Here is a 15,570-nt window from a genome sequence, read left to right as displayed (position 1 = left end):
TCAAGACTGTGTCGAGGAGCGCTTGCTCAGGCGCACAGGATGCCACTGCACGGTTTCGCCGGGGGAAACTTCGATCTCACAGGCGGTGTCGATCAGCCGCTGTGCCTGCGCTTGAGGGGTGGGATAGCGGGCCAGATCTGCATCCACCAGGTGGGGATGTTCCTGCAACAGCCGCACGAGAAACTCCTGCAATTCCTCAGGGCTGAGAAATTGCTCCGGCAAGCCCGGGATCAGCAGCACATAGTGGTTGGCAGCACGTAACAGTTCGGGTTCTGAGTCTAACATGGTGTGGGGTTGGGCGTCTTTTTTCCATCATGAACCAACGGGTTGCGCCTCTCTTGATATCCTGAAAAAGACTTTCCTTGCTCTTGTCCTCCGTCTTGTTGGCGTTTGAGATCTGCTTTCCCTATGGCCAAGCCGCGCACCCTTTCTGGCATTCAGCCCTCTGGCGAACTGCATTTGGGCAATTACTTGGGGGCGATTAAGAATTGGGTGGCCGAGCAGGAGCACTACGAGAACTTTTTTTGCATCGTCGATCAACACGCCATCACCGTCCCTCAGGATCCCAAGCTGCTGAGGGAGCGTACCCGTTCGCTGTTTGCCCTTTATTTGGCCTGCGGTCTCAGCCTGGAGCATTGCGTGCTATTCGTCCAGTCCCACGTGCCTGCCCATACGGAGCTGGCCTGGCTGTTCAACACCATCACCCCCATGAACTGGGCGGAGCGCATGATCCAATACAAGGAGAAGAAGGAAAAACAGGGGGAGGAGACCAGCGTTGGCTTGTTCAGCTACCCGATTTTGCAGGCGGCAGATATTTTGCTCTACCAGCCCAAGTATGTGCCGGTGGGGGAGGATCAGCGGCAGCATATTGAGCTGTGTCGGGATATTGCCCGCCGCTTCAATGACCGTTTTGGAGAGGTGTTTCTGATCCCGGAGGCCCTGATTCGTCCGGAGGGGGCGCGGGTAATGAGCTTGACCGATGGTACGCGCAAGATGTCCAAGTCGGATCCCTCGGATTTCAGCCGTATTCATCTGCTGGATGACCCAGATACCATCCGCAAGAAGATCCAAAAATGCAAGACCGATCCCATTCGGGGCATTGCCTTTGACGATCCGGCTCGTCCCGAAGCCCACAATTTGTTGACGATTTACATGCTCACCTCCGGCAAAAGCAAGGAGGTGGTGGCGGCTGAGTGTGCCGAGATGGGGTGGGGGCAGTTCAAGCCCCTCCTTGCCGACAGCATCATCGCTGCCCTGGAGCCCATTCAGCAGCGCTACCGGGAACTGTGGAGCAACCCCGACCACCTGCTCGTTCTGATACGGGAGAATGCCGCTAAGGCCCGTGCCATCGCCGAGCAAACGCTAAAAACGGTGAGAGAGGCTATGGGGTTCTTACCCCCCTGAGGGATCCCTGCCCAAGCTTTGATGGGATCAGTCGGGGTTGCCATCGCGGATCTCGACGGTGCTCAAGGCGCTCACCAGCCAGTCTAAACCCAGCTCTGAGAGGATCCCTTTCCAGCCCAGGCGCAGGCGCTCCTGCCATTCTTGCCGGTGGTTAATCAAGTACACACAGACCAGAGTGATGCCCACTCCCAGCCATTGCAGCCGCGTCAGCGATTCCCCCAGAAAGGTGCTGCCAAACAGCAGGGCAAAGATGGGGGTGAGGAAGGTCAGGGAACTGAACTCGGTGAGGTTTTCCTGAGAGGCGAAATAGAAGAAGAGGGCATAGGCCAAGGCGCTCCCCATCACCGAAGCGTAGAGAAGGCCCAGCCAGTGGGTTCCGCTCAGGTGTTGCCATTGCTGAGTCTCCGTCAGTCCCGACAGCAGGATCAAGGGCAGGCTGCCCAACACCATGTGCCAGCCCGTCGCCAGCACCGGATCCGCCACCTCCGCCACCTTGGGCATCATCACGGTGCCGATGGCCATCGACAGGGAGGCCATCAACATCCAAACGACGCCGGCCCCCAACTGCAGGGATCCCCCACCGGATAGGCCGATGAGGCCAATGCCGAAAACTCCCAGCCCCAGGCTCAGCCAGCCCAGGGATCCCATCCGCTCGCGGTAAAACCAGGTGGCCATCAAAGCCACCGCCAGCGGCTGCGAGTCAATGAGCACGGATCCCAGGCCTGCCCCTGTCTCTTTCAGCCCTTGGGCCAAAAATCCCTGAAAACAAGTGCCGTCCACCAGCGCAAACGCCAACACCCATAGCCAGCCGCGCAGCCCTCTGGGATGCCAGGCGTGAGAGGCCGCAGAGCCCCGCCCCTGCCAGAGCCGAAAGGCCAGAACCAGGATCCCTGCCGGCAGCAACCGCAGAATGGCAATAAAGAGGGGGGTGGTCTCGGAGAGGGCGTCTCGCATCACCACCATTGCTGAGCCCCACAGGAAAAAGGGGGCAATCATCAGGAGGCGTTGCCAGATAGGCTGAAAGAACAGGTCAGACTGAGCCATAGGTGCTTCAAACTTGGAGACGGAAGTTAACCCCATGTTAAGCGCTGGGGCAGCTCAGTTACAAATCTTAACTGTTGATGCATATTATGCCTGGCATGGGATCCCTGGAGGGCTTTCTCAACCTGGACAAGCCGGCGGGGCTCACCTCCCACGACTGTGTGGCAGTGGTGCGGCGGGTCTTGCGCACCCGCAAGGTGGGGCATGGGGGCACCTTGGATCCGGCGGCAACGGGGGTTTTGCCGATTGCGGTGGGACGGGCAACACGCTTTTTGTCGTTTTTGTCGGGAGATAAGGTGTATCAAGCAACCTTCCGATTTGGACAGCGTAGCGACACCGACGATGCTGAAGGGCAGATCCGGTTGGGATCCCCTTGTCCTGGGTTGAGTCGCGAGCAGGTAGAGCAGTGCTTGCGGGAGTTTACCGGCGAGATCTGGCAGGTGCCGCCCCTCTACAGCGCCCTTAAGCGCCAGGGGAAAAAGCTCTACCAGTTGGCCCGTGCCGGCGTGGAGGCTGCGGAACTCCAGTTGGAGCCGCGGCGGGTGGTCATTCGGCAACTGCGCATCCTGGGCTGGCGAGCCGGAGACTTTCCGGAAGTGGATCTGGAAGTTGCCTGTGGCCCCGGCACCTACATTCGTGCCCTTGCCCGCGATGTGGGGGAAAAATTGGGCTGTGGAGGGCTGATGAGCCGGCTGCGACGGCTGCAAAGTGGCCCCTTTCGCATCGCAGAAAGCCTGCCCCTGGAGAAATGGCGGGGATCCGCGGATCCCGCTGCTGCCCTGCTGCCCATCGAGTGGGGATTTGCCGATTGGGGTGCGGTACAGCTCTCTTCCGCCGAAGCGAAGCAGTGGCTGCAGGGTCGGGCCATTCTCCTCGACCGGCCCATTATCGGTGCCCCTACTTTGCGGGTGCTGGATGAGGAGGGCAAGTTTTTGGGCTTGGGGTACGGTCAGGCAGGTCAGCTCAAGCCGCTGCGGGTGTTGTCGCCGGATCCCTAGAGTGTTGCAGAAAAGTTACATTTTCGTAACAACATTTGCCATTGTCTCAGGGGGAAGCGGGAAAGAAACCCTCGCATGCTAAACTTCTGAGGGCGAAGGGGAGCCTGAAGCGTCGCCGTTGCCGGGCTCTGGCTCGATTTTCCAAGGTTGACCTTTGGATGTTGTCCGGCAAAATCTCTTCTCATTTTTTCATCTCAAGCTACTTTACAAAATAAAGTCACAAGAATGGAGCTGGGGATATGCGGGATGCCGTAACCACGCTGATCAAAACCTACGACCTGACGGGCCGCTACTTGGATCGGGAGGCAATGGATGCGCTCAAGGCTTTTTATGACTCGGGGCTGCGGCGCATCAAGGCCGTGAACGTGATCAATCTCAACTCAGTGGATATCGTCAAAACGGCTGCTGCGGCCATGTTCGCCCAGGTGCCAGATCTCATCCGTCCGGGAGGCAACGCCTACACCACCCGCCGCTACGCCACCTGTTTGCGGGATATGGACTACTTCTTGCGCTACGCTTCCTACGCGCTGGTGGCTGCCGACAACAGCATTTTGGATGAGCGAGTCTTGGCCGGCTTACGGGAGACCTACAACTCCCTCGGTGTGCCCATCGCCCCGACGGTGATTGGCATTCAAAACATGAAAACCCGCACCCTGGAGCTGCTTGGCTCCGGCGAAGACTATAGCTTTGTGGCCGAGCCCTTCGATTACCTGAGCGCTAAGCTGAGCGAAACCGATATCTAAACCGATATCTAAGCGCCTGCTCTTATTCGTCGGCATAGGGGTTTGGCGGCACCGGTATCGGCTCCACCTGCTCGGCAGCGATTACCAACTGAGATTGGCCATCCCGCTGCTCCACGGCCATGCGCCCCTCCAGACGCAGCCAACTGTCGGCAGTTAACTGCTCTGCCTCTGGCCAGCGCACCGGCAAGCCCACGGGGTAAGCATCGGCAGCACAGCAGCTAACCAAAAACCGGGCAATAACAAAGTGGTCGGGTTGCTTGTCGGGAATGACGAACCCCTGCACCCGCACCGGCTGGTCTTCATAGGTGTAGGGATCCGGGTAAACATCCAAGGTGCGCACCCAGTCCAGCAGAGTACGCTGACGCGGGTCGAGCTTGGGGCGAAAAGCCTGCGGCTGGCTACGAGATGCTCCCAGATAGGGAGATACCCCTCGGTTGAGGGCAGTTTGGCTGGAGAGCGGGCGTGGCTCGACCCAAAACCCCAGCAGGGCCGTCAGGATCAACAGTCCTGCGCCCAGCCGCGGCCCCAATAGTGAGGCATGGACTTCAGAAGAGGCAACTTTGGCTCCTCGCCAACGGCCAATCCCCAAGCCCAACAGACACAGCCCGGCCAACAGCGCCACATTCACGTAGCCGGGATTGATCAACATCAGCAGGGTGCCCCGCCAGCGATAGACGATCAGCAGGATCCCTAGCAACATCAACCCAACCGCCTCCCGGTAGGCCGTATTGCCCCACCGCAACGGTTTGGACTCCGTCCCGCTGACGCGACCGACAGGCCGAGACATACCCTTGGTTTTCGCGTGCGGTTCCTCTGGATTTTGTTTTTCTCGAAGACGACCAGAACTGCTTTTGGGCATGGGTTGCAGCTTTTTCACACCACTCCGAGCCTAAGTTTAGCAATCCTCGCGGAAGTGCCCACTGCCGGCGTTGGGGAATGCCTGTGCTGCCAATTTCCCAGTCACAGGTATCGGGTTGCCCGAATAAGGCAAGGACTCCGTCCCCCTAACGCGAACAGCAAAACATTTCGTTTGGCTCACGTTCTTTGATTGCCGTCTTTACAGCTTCAGGGATCCCATCATCAATTCAACAAATCCAGCCACAGATAACCTCACATTGATATCCCATTGATAACGGACTTTGGCGTGATAGACAGGGTTGCAGGCTGATGTATAAAGCCTAGGGAGTTGCTGCAATTTTGGCAGCCTGCTCTACAGTGGGATAGACGCAACTGAGATAGCACACGCGAATGTTGGCAAGGATACCCACCTGGCTGCGGGGAGTCAGCTATGCCATCTATGGCTTTCTCTACCTGCCAATTCTGCTGATCGCCGTCTACTCCTTTAACCGAGCCCGCTTTGGCCTGGCGTGGACAGGTTTTACCTTCGATTGGTACCTTTCCCTGTTTCAGAATGCCCTGGTCTGGCAGGCCACGCAAAATACCCTCGTCCTGGCGTTGGTCAGCACGCTGGTCAGCACGCTGCTGGGATCCCTGCTGGGCTATGGGCTGTATCGCTATCGCTTCCCCGGTAAAAAGATCCTGCAGGGGCTGATGCTGTTGCCGGTGATCGTCCCCGATATTGTGATGGCCATCGCGCTGCTGCTATTCTACCAGTTTGTGCGCTTTTACACGGGCCTCTTTGAGCTGGGCTTGGGGACGATGATCTTGGCCCACATTACGTTTCAGATTGCTTTTGTGGCTATTGTGGTGCGCAGCCGTCTCCAACTTTTGGATCCCGCCCTGGAAGAAGCAGCCTATGACCTCTATGCAAACACCTGGCAAAAGCTACGCTATGTCACCTTGCCCTTGGCCATGCCAGGGATCCAAGCTGCCGCTTTGCTGGCTTTTACCCTTTCGATAGATGATTTTGTCATCTCCTTTTTTACCAGTGGGCCGGAGAGCCTGACCTTGCCAATTTTGATCTACAGCACGGCGCGACGAGGAGTTACCCCGGAAATCAATGCCCTCTCCACCTTGATCATTCTGGTTACCTTGATCTTGGTCGTGGGCTTCCCCCTGCGGAGTGCTCCGCACCGCTGACGCGAACAGCCGCTCCCGCCTGGGATCCCGCTAGCCGTTCTCGACAGTTCCCCCTCTCCCCCTGAGAGAGGTTGGAGATGAGGGCGTGACATACTCCCATCGCTGACCCTACGGGTACAGCGTGGGCTTCTCGCTTCAAAGTGCTACGCACCGCTGACGCGAACGGGGAGCCTACGCAAGAACCCTCCACGAGCAGACACGGAATGCCCTACCGCGTAGTTGCACCAGATTCCGGCAAAAGCCGTTTTGTGCAAGTACTCCCATCATACACCATGTGGGGGTATCTGTATCCCGACACTGACTCTACGAGTACAGTGCGGGGCTTAGCTACCCCCACACCCCGACAAGCTAAGCCTAAGTGTTGAAGTAGCGGGCTGCCGGATGGTAAGCAACGATGGCGGTGGTGGACTGTTCCGGATCCAATTGATCGCTTTCGTCCATGGTGAGGCCAATGCGCTCGGCCTGGAGCACCTGCAGCAGAACCCGTTGGTCGGCGATGTTGGGGCAGGCGGGATAGCCGAAGCTGTAGCGGGATCCCCGATAGCCCTGATGCAGGATCTTGCGGATGTCGGGGCTATCTTCGTGGCCAAACCCCAGCTCCCGCCGGATGCGCGCATGGCACCATTCCGCCAGGGCTTCCGCCAGGGTCACAGCCAGGCCGTGGAAATACAGGTAGTCGGTGTACTGGCCCTCGGCAAAGAGGCGCTGGGCATAGGCGGTGGCTTCTGCCCCTACCGTGACCGCCTGCATGGGGAAGACATCTACTAGGCCAGTGGAGCGAGCGGCGAAGAAGTCGGCGATACAGTAGCGGTGGCCGGTTTTTTGGCGGGGGAAGGTGAAGCGGGCCAATTCCCGCACCCCTGGAGAGAGTTGCGGGCGCTCCACCGTGGGCAGTTGGAAATAGGTGGTGGAGCCTGGCTCCAGGGAAAACAGCTCGGGGAAGCTGGCCGGGTCGAAGAGGATCAAAGTGTTCCCCTCTGCCTGGGCCGGGAAATAGCCGTAGACAATCTGGGGGTGCAGCAGATCTTCTGCCAGGATCCGCTCTTTCCAGCGCTCGATCACCGGCTCCACCTGGGTGGCGATAAACTCGGCAAACTCCTCCGCCGACTGGTCGCGGGGCTTGCGAATCTGCCATTGTCCGGCCACCAGGGCTTGCTTGTCGATGTAGAAGAAGACCTCTGGCCAGGGGATCTGATCTGAGGTGAGAACCTGGGATCCCCAGAAAGGCGGGATGGGTCGCTCGGTCTCCAGGGCAACGGCTTCAGAGCGGCGGGTGTCTTGGGACTCGGAGAGGGTGAGGGCGGGAGCAGCTCCCACGGTGGTCTCCGCAGGGGGCAGGCTGGGATCCGTTTCCTCTGGAACCCAAGAAGCCTCTTTCTGGCCGTTGGCAGAGGGGGATCCCAGCTCTAGGTCGTCCAGAAAACCCAGCCGGTCATCCCAGCGGCCAGCAGCCTTGGCCTGCATCAGCCGATCCATAAAGTGGAGATCGACGAAGGCGTCGCGGCCATAGATCACCTGGCCTTTGTAGGTCTGGCGGCAGTCTTCTTCCACAAAGCGGCGGGTGAGGGCAGCCCCTCCCAAAATGACGGGAACCGTGATGCCCCGCTCGTTAAACACCTCCAAGTTCTCCTTCATAAAGGCGGTGGATTTTACCAACAGGCCGCTCATGGCAATGCAGTCGGCCTTGCTCTTTTCATAGGCTTCGATGATGTTCTCCACCGGCTGCTTGATGCCCAAGTTAATTACCCTGTAGCCGTTGTTGGTGAGGATGATGTCCACCAAGTTTTTGCCAATATCGTGGACATCCCCCTTGACGGTGGCAATCAAAAGAGTGCCTTTGCACACTTCCCCTCCCACCTTTTCCATGAAGGGCTCCAGGTATTTCACCGCCGCTTTCATGGTTTCTGCCGATTGCAGCACAAAGGGCAGTTGCATCTTGCCGGCACCGAACAGCTCCCCCACCTCTTTCATGCCATCCAGCAAAAAGGTGTTGATGATCTCCAGGGGGGGATAGTTCTGCAGCGCCTCTGCCAAGGTTTCTTCCAGGCCAATCCGCTCGCCGTCGATGATGTGCCGCCGCAGCCGCTCCTCCAGGGGTAAATCTGCAAAAGATCCGCCAGAGCGCAGTTCCTTCCCGGAAACGCCCGCAAACAGCTCCGTCAGCCGCGCCAGAGGATCGTAGGTGCAAATGCCCGAGGACTCCGTCCCGCTAACGCGAACGGCGTTAAACTGCCGCCGATCCCAGATCAGATCCCGACACACCTGCTGCTGCTCTGCGGGGATCTTGTTCAGGGGCAGGATCTTGGCGGCACTGACGATAGCGGCATCCAGCCCAGCTTCACGGCACTCGTGCAAAAACACCGAGTTCAAGACCACGCGGGCTGCCGGCGAGAGCCCAAAGGAGATGTTGGAAATGCCCAAGAGAATGTGGGTCTCCGGGAAAGCCTGGCGGATACGGCGGATGGCCTCCAGGGTGGCTGCCCCGTTGGCCCGGTCTTCCTCGATGCCGGTGGAAATGGGCAAGGCCAAAGGGTCAAAGAAAATCTCGTAGGGCGGGATCCCGTACTCAACCGCCTGGCGATAGGCGCGCTCGGCAATCTGGAACTTCTTGTCGGCGGTGCGGGCCATGCCCTCTTCGTCGATGGTGCCGATGACCACCCCGGCGCCGTAGGTTTTGGCCAGCTCCAGCACCTTTAGGAAACGTTCTTCCCCATCCTCGTAGTTGGTGGAGTTGAGCAGACATTTGCCTCCCGCCACCTTGAGGCCCGCCTCCATCTTTTGCCAATCGGTGGAGTCCAGCATCAGGGGGATTTGGATTTGGGTGACCAGCCGCGAGACCAGCTCCCGCATATCCCGCACGCCATCCCGGCCCACGTAGTCCACATTCACGTCCAGGATGTGGGCTCCCTCCCGCACCTGCTCCCGCGCTAGGGCCACCAGGCCGTCCCAGTCTTCGGCGTTGAGCAGCTCCCGCATCTTTTTGGAGCCGCTGGCGTTGAGGCGCTCGCCGATGATTAAAAACGAGTTGTCCTGCAGGTAGGGCTGGGGCGTGTAGATCGAGGCAGCAGCCTGGATCCGTTCGATGCTACGACGTTTGGGCCGCAACCCCTGCACGGCTTCCACCAAGGCGGCGATGTGCTCGGGACGGGTGCCGCAACACCCTCCCACCACCGCTACCCCCAGATCCCGCACAAAATGCTCCAGGTGGAAGCGCAACTGCTCCGGGGTGAGCTTGTAGTGGGCTTTGCCGCCGATGTTTTCCGGCAGGCCAGCGTTGGGGATGCAGGAGATGGGGAAAGGAGAATGGCGGGACAGATAGCGGATGTGTTCGACCATCTTGTCTGGGCCGGTGGCGCAGTTGAGGCCCAGCACATCGATGGGATAGGGCTCCAGGATGGCCAGGGCCGCCCCGATCTCCGTGCCCACCAGCATTGTCCCCTGCACCTCAAAGGTGAGGGACACCACCACCGGCAGGCGGATCCCGCGTCGGGCAAACTCCTGCTGCACGGCCACCAGGGCCGCCTTGGTCTGCAAAATGTCCTGGCAGGTCTCGATGATCAGCAGATCCGCCCCACCGTCAACTAGCCCCTGCACCTGCTCCTCGTAGGCAGCCCGCATCTCATCAAAGCTGATGTGCCCCAGGGTGGGCAGCTTGGTGGTGGGGCCAATGGAGCCGGCCACAAAACGGGGCTTTTCCGGCGTCGCAAACTCGGCTGCTACCCGCTTGGCCAGTCGCGCCGCCGCCACGTTCAGCTCGTAGGCTTTTTCCGGGATCCCGTACTCGGCCAAAACGATGGAGGTAGCCCCAAAGGTATTGGTCTCAACAACGTCGGCCCCCACTTCCAGAAAGCCGCGGTGTACCCGCTCCACCGCCTCCGGCTTGGTCAGCACCAGCATCTCGTTGCAACCCTCCAGCTCCGGCCCACCAAAATCCGCTGCCGTCAGGTTCTGGGCCTGGAGGGAGGATCCCATCGCCCCATCAAAGACAATCACACGTTCCTGGAGATGCTGCAGGAAGGGATGGGTCATAGAAGTCAAAGTCAGGCAGGGTGTCATCGACCTAGAGTCTGATTTAAGTTAGCATCGAGCCATTTGCCCGGACTAGGCCGAAGGATGGATCCCTGGCCAGGGCTTCCATTCTGGCCATTGTTGAGGCGAATTTAACATTTTCTTTGCCTGCCCCGTTGCTGTTTCCCCCAGGTCGGGCTAATTTAGGGAAGACGTTTTGGTGTGAACGGCTACAGTTGCTCGCAAGTGTTCCTCCCAGGGTCACTTGCCGCCTGCTGTAGAGCGATCTTCTCCTCGCAGGTTGGAGTGGTTGAGGTGCTGAATGTTCCGCCCCCCCAGTGAAGTGCCTCGCACCCCGTCGCAGGATTGGCGAAGAGAAAGATCCACCTCTCGCCATCTTGAGAGGTTCCGCCCACCAAGATGACGGGTCTTGCGCCAGTTCAGTTGAGCCCCATGAGCGATATCTGCTTCCAGATTGACCCGAGCAATCGGTTATCCAGAAGCGGGCAGGCTTGCCTAGGGCAACTCAGGCTTTGGCTTGCGGATATCGGCTCCCTCACTCTGGCGTTGTGGGATGCAGCAGGGCTGCAACTTGCTCCTCTCCCTTTGGCGTCTAAGCTCCCTTAGTCACCTTTAGTTGTCTGTGATTAGGATCACGAGGAACTCAGCATGGCTCAAGCAAAGGAATTGGTGAAATCGGGTAAAACAGCTCTTCTCGAATCGGATCTGGAAAATCCACCTTCTGGCACCCTGGAGTTGGACACGGAGACAGATACCCTCGAGAGCGAACTGGATACCGGTGACACTGATGCTTTTGATGAGGATGACGACGACGAAGAGGCAGCAGAGGAGGATGGAGAGACTGCCGCCGCCGGTGCCAAAGGTCGCTCAAAGCGCAAGGCGGCCAGTAAGAAAAAGCCCTACACCGATGACTCTATCCGGGTCTATTTGCAAGAAATTGGGCGTATCCGGCTGCTGCGGGCCGATGAAGAAATCGAGCTAGCCCGAAAAATTGCCGATCTGCTGGAGCTAGAGCGCGCTCGCGAGGCCGTTTTTCAGCGTATGGGCCTCTGGTCAGACCCAGAAGAGGTGCCGGACACCCTCTGGGCAGAAGAGGTCAAGATGTCCTTGCCGGAATTTCGGCGGCGGTTGCATCGGGGGCGGCGGGCCAAAGAAAAGATGGTGCAGTCTAATCTGCGTTTGGTGGTGTCCATCGCCAAAAAGTACATGAACCGGGGCCTGTCTTTTCAGGATTTGATTCAGGAGGGATCCCTGGGCCTGATTCGGGCAGCCGAGAAATTCGACCACGAGAAGGGCTACAAGTTCTCCACCTATGCGACGTGGTGGATTCGACAGGCCATCACCCGCGCCATTGCCGACCAATCCCGCACCATTCGCCTGCCTGTCCACCTCTACGAGACGATCTCCCGCATCAAAAAGGTAACCAAGTTGCTTTCCCAGGAATTGGGCCGCAAGCCCACCGAAGAGGAGATCGCCACCCGCATGGAGATCACCATCGAGAAGTTGCGCTTTATCGCCAAGTCGGCCCAGCTTCCCATCTCTTTGGAAACCCCCATCGGCAAGGAAGAGGATTCTCGGCTGGGAGACTTTATCGAGTCGGATGGGGAGACGCCGGAGGATCGGGTGGCCAAAGTCTTGCTCAGAGAAGATCTGGAAAGCGTTTTGGAAACCCTCACCGCCCGCGAACGGGATGTGTTGAAGTTGCGCTACGGCTTGGATGATGGCCGCATGAAAACTCTGGAGGAAATCGGCCAGATCTTTAATGTCACCCGTGAGCGAATCCGGCAGATCGAGGCTAAGGCTCTGCGCAAGTTGCGCCACCCCAACCGCAACAGCGTGTTGAAGGAATACATCCGGTGACTCTGGGGCCCATTCCTTCTAGCTCTCAGGGAGAGCCGGGGCAAGGGATCCAAGAGAGTTCCCGGCCCCCTAAGGCAGACTGAGTTGGAACTGCCAACCCGCGCGATGGAGGATCTTCAGCATGAACTCGAACCAGACTCCGCGGATCCCAGTCTTTCTGAAAAAGCAGCCCTCTTTCTGGTGTTGGCCGCGGTGGGCGCCATCGGAGCTTTGGTGGCCAAGCTCACCATTGTCAAGCTCACCATTGTGGTGGGGCGCACCGTTCGCAAGGATTCCTATTTTCTCTCCCAGAGGGCTGGATTGGCGGATCCCTTTACACAGACTCAAGGACTGAGCGATTGCGGCGCTTCTGGGCAGCCTTGACTTTCTACACGGCCCTGCCTCTGGGGTGGGTCGGAGACTTGCCGTTTGAGGGCATTGCCGCCTGGCTGCCAGGGGTAGGTGTGTTGCTGGGCGGGATCCTCTCCCTGGCTGGGATCCTGCTGCAGATTTTCCCCAATCCGGTGCGGGCCGCTTTGCTCTTGGCCCTGTGGGTTCTCTTGACCGGTGGGCTACACCTGGACGGGGTGGCCGATACTGCCGATGGCTTGGCGATCAATGTCCACAAGAATCCTTACAAAGGGGATCCGGAACGGTCAACTGAGGATGGACAAAAATCTGACTTGCAGGGATCCCGTCGCCGTCTGCAGGTGATGAGCGATAGCCACACCGGGGCCTATGGGGTACTGGCCTTGGTGCTGCTGCTGCTGCTGAAATTTGCTGCCCTGAGCAGCGTTCGAGCTTGGCCCCTCTTGCTGCTGGTGCCCGCCTGGGGGCGTTGGGGCCAGTTGCTCGCCATTGCCCTGTACCCCTATCTGCGAGAGCAGGGATCCGCCCGCTTCCTCAAAGACTCCACTTCCCTGCCGGGATCCCTGTGGCCGGGCACTCTGCTTGTGCTGGCCATCACCGGGGGGTTGGGCTGGGCTGGGATCTTGGCTTGGCCCCCTTTGCTGCTCTGGACGCTGGGATCCGCCCTGGGGGCTTGGGCCGTGGGCTACTGGATCTACCGCCAGTTGGGAGGACACACGGGCGATACCTACGGAGCTACGGTGGAATGGTCAGAAGCGATAGCATTGCTGTGGGGATCCCTTATTGGGCCATCATGAATCTGATACATTTACGCTGAACACTGCTGAACATCACTGTTCAACTATGCAGCGATAGCATTCTGTTTGTTTCCATTCGCGTTAGCGGGACGGAGTCCAAACAGAATGGCGGTATCCCGCAAAGCTTTGAGTAGAATACCCAAAGCGCAGTTTCCGTGTCGTCTTACTACCAATTTTCTGCTTTGCTTTGGCTACCATGTTGGCAGACTCGAAAGTAAACAGAAAGATCAACTGGTAGTAATCCGTACTGAACATATTATACATTATTTTCAGTATAGTTGAGCTTATTATTGACTAGAGTCATGCTCCTGACCGTCCTGAAGACTTCCTTCCAGATTACCCTGGCTCCCCTGTCCATCGACCGTGTCCACCAAGAGGCCTACCATCCGGGCAATGGGGCCGTGGTGGTGATGAGCGGTACCGTTCGAGACAACACCAATGGCCGCCCTGTCGATTACCTGGAATACCAAGCCTATGAGCCCATGGCCCTGAAGGTCTTCGCCGATATTGCCCGACAAATTCAGCAGCGCTGGCCAGATGCCAACAGTGTGGTCATCCACCACCGCATCGGCAAGCTGCGCATTGGCGAGATCAGCGTCTTGGTGGCGGTGGGCACCCCTCATCGGGCCGAAGGGTTTGCTGCCTGCCAATTTGCCATCGACACCCTCAAGCACAACGCCCCCATCTGGAAAAAAGAATACTGGCGAGATGGCACCAGCGCCTGGGTGAGCCTTGGCGCTTGCGAGCTCTCTTCGGCATAGATCCCCCTACACCATACCCACTTGCTCAGCCAAACCCAATTGCTGGCGGGCTGTTTGGCAATCTTGCTGAATTTGCTGAATCAAATCTGCCACCGTGGGAAATCTCCGCTCTGGGCGGATAAAGCCCCGTAGCGCCACCCGCACCTCTTGCCTGTAGAGATCTCCTGTCCAATCCAATAGATGCACCTCGACGGTGTGCTGTAAACCGGCAAAGGTGGGCCGATGGCCAATGTTCATCACCCCAGGTAGAGCTGCCGCAGCAGCAGGCACATCCACCCAAACGCTGTACACCCCATCGCGGGGCAAAAACTTCTCCGGAGGCAAGCGGAGGTTGGCGGTGGGAAAGCCCAGTTGTCGGCCCCGCTGATCCCCTTGCACCACTTCTCCCGTTAGCCGGTAAGGACGACCCAAGAGCGCTTCGGCGGTGGACACCTCCCCAGTCGCCAAGGCAGCTCGAATGCGAGAGCTGCTCACCCGTTCCCCGTTGAGTTTCGTCTCCGGGATTACCTCCACCGGAATGCAGCGCTCGGATCCCCAAGCCTGGAGCGTTTGGGCGTTGCCGGAGCGACGGTGACCAAAGCAAAAATCCCAACCGACGCTGAGATGGCGAACGCGCAGGCCCTGTTCAAGTACCGTTTGGATAAACTCTTGGGGGGGCTGGCAGGCAAATGCAGGGGTGAAGGGGAGCAGTACCACCTGCTCAAAGCCCATTTGCGCCAACAGATCCAGCTTTTCGGCAGGGGGAGTGAGCAACAGCTGAGGCCGCCTCGTCAAGACTTCCTGGGGATGGGGATGAAAGGTGAGGACAGTACGTACCCCCTGAAGAGAATCTCGAATCGGCTGCAGCACCTTCTGATGGCCCAGATGCAAGCCATCGAAGTTCCCGATGGCCACAGCGGTGGGTCGCAAGGTTTGAGCCAGATCAGAAGTGATGTGCACTGTTCGGGATCCTAAAAACAGCCAACCAACTGCCTACCCCAGAGGCCACAGCAGGGCCACCAACCCACTCAAGCCCACTACGCCCCACAAGCTCCGTCGCAGGCGCTGCAACACAGGATCAATCTGATACCTGACAATCAGCCGATGCTGAGCCAGCTCCTCTTCTGACTTGGCATACATCGCCCCATCGTACCAGCCACTTTCTTCATAGGGAATCTGGGCTTGTACCAAGCGCCGCCGCACATAAGCCCATCCCAAGTAGAGATGGAGCAACACCAGGCCGAGCAAGACATTGGCCCCCAGCACCGACCCAGAGACAAAGTGGCCCCAATCTCCGGCAAAGCTGCTCCAAACCAGCGGGGAAACCGCCAGCACAACAGCTCCCCAAACCCCAAAGATTCGTTTTAAGTAAGGGATCCACCCCAAAGCAGGCCAGGAAAAAGGAAAGGCTTCCCTCAGCTCTGCATATTGCCGGAGCGGCTGTTGCTCAGCGGGAATGGGATGGGAGGGATCCAGCATAGACCTTAACGTATCTACACAAAATGATATCGGTCGGGTTGGCCCCCCGCCAAGCCCATCCTCAGACCTCCATCTCTCGACGAAGACAGCC

Annotated in this window: 15 protein-coding genes; 8 read left to right on the top strand and 7 right to left on the bottom strand. The window is 58.6% G+C overall.

The window, feature by feature from the left end:
* Complete coding sequence (locus tag CYB_RS10565; protein WP_011433795.1) at positions 1–285, bottom strand: chlororespiratory reduction protein 7; 285 nt, start codon at positions 283–285, stop codon at positions 1–3.
* A gap of 123 nt (positions 286–408) precedes the next feature.
* Here CYB_RS10565 and trpS point away from each other — a divergent pair, with 123 nt between their 5' ends.
* Positions 409–1,404 (top strand): tryptophan--tRNA ligase, encoded by a 996-nt coding sequence (gene trpS / locus CYB_RS10560; RefSeq protein ID WP_011433794.1) that lies wholly within the window; start codon positions 409–411, stop codon positions 1,402–1,404.
* A 27-nt stretch (positions 1,405–1,431) separates the two neighbouring features.
* Here trpS and CYB_RS10555 read toward each other — a convergent pair whose 3' ends face one another.
* Positions 1,432–2,448: a DMT family transporter gene (locus CYB_RS10555; RefSeq protein ID WP_049749592.1), complete on the bottom strand. Its 1,017-nt coding sequence runs from the start codon at positions 2,446–2,448 to the stop codon at positions 1,432–1,434.
* Between the two features lie 95 nt (positions 2,449–2,543).
* Here CYB_RS10555 and truB point away from each other — a divergent pair, with 95 nt between their 5' ends.
* The gene (gene truB, locus CYB_RS10550; protein WP_011433792.1) at positions 2,544–3,443 is read left to right on the top strand and encodes a tRNA pseudouridine(55) synthase TruB; all 900 of its coding nucleotides are present in this window, start codon (positions 2,544–2,546) and stop codon (positions 3,441–3,443) included.
* A 239-nt stretch (positions 3,444–3,682) separates the two neighbouring features.
* Complete coding sequence (apcB, locus tag CYB_RS10545) at positions 3,683–4,186, top strand: allophycocyanin subunit beta (RefSeq protein ID WP_011433791.1); 504 nt, start codon at positions 3,683–3,685, stop codon at positions 4,184–4,186.
* Positions 4,187–4,208: 22 nt separating this feature from the next.
* Here the strand turns inward: apcB and CYB_RS10540 are convergent, their stop codons facing one another.
* A complete protein-coding gene (locus CYB_RS10540) occupies positions 4,209–4,973 on the bottom strand; it encodes a TIGR03943 family putative permease subunit (protein WP_238376765.1) in 765 nt (254 codons plus the stop codon).
* Positions 4,974–5,434: 461 nt separating this feature from the next.
* Between CYB_RS10540 and CYB_RS10535 the strand changes: the two genes are divergently transcribed.
* Complete coding sequence (locus tag CYB_RS10535; protein ID WP_011433789.1) at positions 5,435–6,226, top strand: ABC transporter permease; 792 nt, start codon at positions 5,435–5,437, stop codon at positions 6,224–6,226.
* A gap of 354 nt (positions 6,227–6,580) precedes the next feature.
* On the opposite strand, the gene metH is transcribed toward CYB_RS10535, so the two are convergent.
* The gene (gene metH, locus CYB_RS10530; RefSeq protein WP_011433788.1) at positions 6,581–10,255 is read right to left on the bottom strand and encodes a methionine synthase; all 3,675 of its coding nucleotides are present in this window, start codon (positions 10,253–10,255) and stop codon (positions 6,581–6,583) included.
* Between the two features lie 240 nt (positions 10,256–10,495).
* Positions 10,496–10,621, bottom strand: a complete 126-nt coding sequence (locus CYB_RS15540) for a hypothetical protein (protein ID WP_011433787.1) — start codon at positions 10,619–10,621, stop codon at positions 10,496–10,498.
* 282 nt (positions 10,622–10,903) lie between these two features.
* On the opposite strand from CYB_RS15540, the gene rpoD reads away from it, so the two are divergent.
* From rpoD to CYB_RS10510, 4 genes are all read left to right on the top strand, one after another.
* Positions 10,904–12,115 (top strand): RNA polymerase sigma factor RpoD, encoded by a 1,212-nt coding sequence (gene rpoD, locus CYB_RS10525; protein ID WP_011433786.1) that lies wholly within the window; start codon positions 10,904–10,906, stop codon positions 12,113–12,115.
* 84 nt (positions 12,116–12,199) lie between these two features.
* Positions 12,200–12,478, top strand: coding sequence for a hypothetical protein (locus CYB_RS10520; protein WP_011433785.1), 279 nt, complete (start codon positions 12,200–12,202; stop codon positions 12,476–12,478).
* Complete coding sequence (locus tag CYB_RS10515) at positions 12,454–13,260, top strand: adenosylcobinamide-GDP ribazoletransferase (protein WP_011433784.1); 807 nt, start codon at positions 12,454–12,456, stop codon at positions 13,258–13,260. Before CYB_RS10520 ends, CYB_RS10515 begins: the two co-directional genes overlap by 25 nt.
* 302 nt (positions 13,261–13,562) lie before the next feature.
* A complete protein-coding gene (locus CYB_RS10510) occupies positions 13,563–14,021 on the top strand; it encodes a molybdenum cofactor biosynthesis protein MoaE (RefSeq protein WP_041436693.1) in 459 nt (152 codons plus the stop codon).
* Positions 14,022–14,027: 6 nt separating this feature from the next.
* Here CYB_RS10510 and CYB_RS10505 read toward each other — a convergent pair whose 3' ends face one another.
* Both CYB_RS10505 and CYB_RS10500 read right to left on the bottom strand, forming a co-directional pair.
* On the bottom strand, positions 14,028–14,960 hold the full coding sequence (locus CYB_RS10505) for a bifunctional riboflavin kinase/FAD synthetase (RefSeq protein ID WP_011433782.1): 933 nt from the start codon (positions 14,958–14,960) through the stop codon (positions 14,028–14,030).
* Between the two features lie 33 nt (positions 14,961–14,993).
* The gene (locus tag CYB_RS10500) at positions 14,994–15,479 is read right to left on the bottom strand and encodes a CGLD27 family protein (RefSeq protein ID WP_011433781.1); all 486 of its coding nucleotides are present in this window, start codon (positions 15,477–15,479) and stop codon (positions 14,994–14,996) included.
* Positions 15,480–15,570: the final 91 nt, after the last annotated feature.

It is taken from the genome of Synechococcus sp. JA-2-3B'a(2-13) (genome assembly GCF_000013225.1).
In the GTDB taxonomy this organism is placed as follows: Bacteria; Cyanobacteriota; Cyanobacteriia; order Thermostichales; family Thermostichaceae; genus Thermostichus.
Note: the sequence above shows the minus strand (reverse complement) of the source record. Positions and strands in the feature narration are given on the sequence as shown.